Annotated in this window: 2 protein-coding genes; both read left to right on the plus strand. The window is 64.6% G+C overall.

All coding sequences use genetic code 11. The features are described from left to right. The coding region (locus ACY693_RS16410) for a YgiQ family radical SAM protein (protein ID WP_462322886.1) at positions 1 to 1,800 on the plus strand (1,800 nt) is incomplete at its 5' end. 100 nt (positions 1,801 to 1,900) lie between these two features. Next, positions 1,901 to 3,748, plus strand: coding sequence for a glucans biosynthesis glucosyltransferase MdoH (gene mdoH / locus ACY693_RS16415; protein WP_462322887.1), 1,848 nt, complete (start codon positions 1,901 to 1,903; stop codon positions 3,746 to 3,748). The last annotated feature ends 159 nt before the right edge of the window (positions 3,749 to 3,907 follow it).

Consider the following 3,907-nt stretch of genomic DNA (forward strand, 5'->3'; position numbering starts at 1 on the left):
GCCCAGCGCGCGCGAGAGGCCTTCCATGGCGTGCCGATCGTCATCGGTGGCATCGAGGCGAGTCTGCGCCGGATCGCCCACTTCGACTACTGGTCGGATCGGGTGCGACGCTCGGTGCTCGCTGATTCCAAGGCCGATTTGCTGCTGTTCGGTAACGCCGAGCGGGCCATCGTCGAGATTGCGCATCGGTTGGCGCGTGGCGAGGCGGTGGGCAGCATTCGTGACATCCGTGGCACGGCCTTCATGCGACGGGGACTGCCGGAGGGCTGGATCGAGATCGACGCCAGCGACCTGGATCAACCGGGACCCGTGCGTCCGAAGCTTAATCCTTATGAGACCCCAGACTGGCCGGTCGAGCCCGCGGCCGATCCGTCGCCTGGTGAGGACGATGCCGGACCTTACAGCCGCGGGCGTCAGCCGACCTGCGCCGATGCCCCGGCAGAGGCCAGGGCCGCTGCTCCCCAGGCAGGGATCGCCGTCAACCGGCGCCGCTGCCGACGTGAGCGGGGGCTGGAGCGTCGGCTGGAGCGCGCGCGCAGCGTCGTGCGCTTACCGTCCTTCGAGCAGGTGCGCGATGATCCGGTGCTCTATGCCCACGCCTCGCGTGTGTTCCATCTCGAAACCAATCCCGGCAATGCCCGCGCCCTGGTGCAGCGGCACGGCGAGCGCGAGGTCTGGCTGAATCCACCGCCGATTCCACTCAGCAGCGCCGAGCTGGACCGCGTCTTTGCGCTGCCCTACAGTCGTCGTCCGCATTCCGAGTACGGCCAGGCGCGGCTGCCGGCCTGGGAGATGATTCGCCATTCGATCAACATCATGCGCGGCTGCTTCGGTGGCTGCACCTTCTGCTCGATCACCGAGCACGAGGGGCGCATCATCCAGAGCCGGAGCGAGGCGTCGATTCTCGAGGAGATCGCCGAGGTTCGCGATCGCACGCCGCAGTTCACCGGCATCATCTCGGACCTGGGCGGGCCGACCGCGAATATGTGGCGCTTGGCCTGCAAGGACCCGACGATCGAGGCTGCCTGTCGACGCCTGTCCTGTGTCTACCCTCGTATCTGCTCGAACCTCAACACCGATCACGGTCCGCTGATCCGGCTCTATCGCAAGGCTCGCGCGGTGCCGGGTATCAAGCGCGTGCTGATCGCTTCCGGCCTGCGCTACGACCTCGCGCTGCGCTCACCCGAGTACATCCGAGAGCTGGTGATGCACCATGTTGGCGGCTATCTGAAGATCGCCCCGGAGCATACCGAGCCCGGACCACTGGCGGCGATGATGAAGCCGGACATCGACAGCTACGAGCGATTCCGCCAGCTGTTCGAGCGCTACTCGCGCGAGGCCGGCAAGGAGCAATACCTGATCCCGTACTTCATCGCTGCCCATCCTGGCACTAGGGATGAGGATATGCTGAACCTGGCCCTCTGGCTGAAGCGCAACCGGCTGCGACCGGATCAGGTGCAGGCCTTCCTGCCGACCCCGCTGGCGCTGGCCTCGGCCATGTACCATACCGGTCTCAATCCCCTGAAGCCTATTCGACGCTCTGAGCGGAGCACGACCAAGCCGATCAGCGTGGTGCGCAAGCTCCGCCAGCGCCGCCTGCACAAGGCCTTCCTGCGCTGGCACGACCCGGATAACTGGCCGCAACTGCGCGAGGCGCTCAAGTCCATGGGGCGCGCCGACCTGATCGGTAACGGCAAGCATCATCTGGTACCGGCAGTTCAGTCCAGAGGCTCTGGAGGGGCAACGCAGCAGCGTCCTCGGGACTGGCGGCCGCGAGCCAAGCGCGGCCGCAGTCGCTAGCCTGATTGGGGTACGCAGCCATTGTCCGGCTTTTGTCTGCCCCAATCATGTTCGTCATCGGAGCATTCCACTACATTGAGGTCTCGCGGTGTTGACGAGGATGAGGACGTTAGATTCGATGGAGGCCGGGCCAAGCGCTAAGCCCCAGATGCAGGTGGCGCTAGTCTGGCGCCGTTGGTTGTTCGCTAGCCTCGTCGTCCTGACGACCCTTGCCGCGCTCGGACTGATGGTCTGGACCCTGCAGGCCGGCGGCTTCGATTGGCTGGATCTTCTCCTGGTGCTCTGCTTTGCGATCACCTTGCCTTGGACTGTCATCGGGTTCTGGAATGCAGTCCTTGGACTGCTGATCATGCGCCTGTCTCCTGACCCGGCGCAGAGCGTTTGTCCGCTGCTGAGTGCCGCGGATGATCCTACGCCAATCGTCAGCAGCACCGCACTGCTGAGCTGCATCCGTAACGAGGATGCGGCTCAGGTCGCCCGGCATCTGGATCGGATGATCGACGAGCTGGCGGATGCGGGTGTCGCCGATCGTTTTCACATCTATGTGCTCAGTGATTCAACCTGGCCCGAGGTCATTGCGGCCGAGGAGGAGCGGATCACCTGGCTGGCTGATCGCTGGAGCGGTGTGATCGACGTCACCTATCGCCGTCGCGCGCAAAATCCCGGCTTTAAGGCCGGTAACGTGCGCGACTTCTGTGAGCGCTGGGGCGAGGCGCATGACTTCATGCTGGTGCTCGATGCCGACAGCCTGATGGCGGCCGAGACCATCTTGCGCATGGTGCGCACCCTGGAGGCGCAGCCACAGCTTGGCATCCTGCAGACGCTGATGGTGGGCCTGCCGAGCGACAGCGCCTTTGCCAGGCCGTTTCAGTTTGGCATGCGTCTCGGCATGAAGAGCTATAGCATCGGCGCGGCCTGGTGGCAGGCTGATGCCGGTCCGTACTGGGGCCACAACGCCCTCATTCGGCTGCGTCCCTTCATCGACCATTGCGAGCTGCCGCGCCTCGCCGGCGTGGGTCCGCTCTCCGGATGGGTCCTGAGCCATGATCAGCTCGAAGCGGCCTGGATGCGGCGTGCGGGCTACCAGGTCCGGGTCATGCCGATCGAGGGCGGGAGCTGGGAGGAGAATCCGCCGACCCTGCTCGAGTTCATCCGCCGCGATCTGCGCTGGTGTCAAGGCAATATGCAGTATCTGCGGCTGAGTCGCGATCAGCTCAAAGGCTTGCATCCGGTAAGCCGCTGGCAGCTGCGACTGGCGGTGATGATGTTCTTGGCCTCGCCGGCCTGGGTGCTCTTGATGATGGTTGGCGTGCTGCGAATGGGCTTTGGTGAGACTGGGCCGGTCTATCTGCCAGCTCCGGGGGCGGCGCTGTTCGTGCTTGTGATGGGTATGGTCTTTGCCCCCAAGCTTGCGACCATCCTCGATGCGCTGAGCAGCCGGGCTGCACGTCAGCGCTTCGGCGGTGGCGGTCGGCTGATCATCGGCAGCCTCAGCGAGATGGTCTTCAGCATGCTGATGGCGCCGATCATGGCGATTGCCCACAGTCTGTTCCTGCTCGGTCTGAGCATGGGGCGAGCTGTCGTTTGGGGGCCGCAACGGAGGGTGACCCATGGTGTTCGGCTCTTCGATGCGTTACGACGGCTATGGCCGCAGACCTTGTTTGGGGTGTTCGGGTTTGTCTGGCTCGCGGAGCATGCACCACCCGGCGCGCTGGTGATCTCACCGTTTTTTGTTGGTGCCTTGCTAGCGGTGCCGATTGCGGTCAGCTCTGCAGCGCCCGAGCTGGGTCGGCTGGTGGCGCGCATCGGGCTCTGGCGAACGCCGGATGAGGTGGAGCCGGCACCGCTGGTGCGGGCTATCAAACCGGACCTGGTCGCGGCCGTCTCCCAGCCGTCCGACGCGCCCTCGGCGGCCTGGCCTAAGCCCGCTGCCGAGGTCGTAGATTGAGACGCTGGTGATTGAGACCCTGATAGCGCGCGATCCCGTCACCGAAACTTGCGGAGCCTCATCATGCGCGCTATGCTTCGTCGATTAACCTGACAAGAAAGCCGATTTGGAGCAGGCCGGCCATGAAAGAAGGCATCCATCCAGAATACCAAGACGTCA

Source organism: Halochromatium sp. (genome assembly GCF_054919635.1).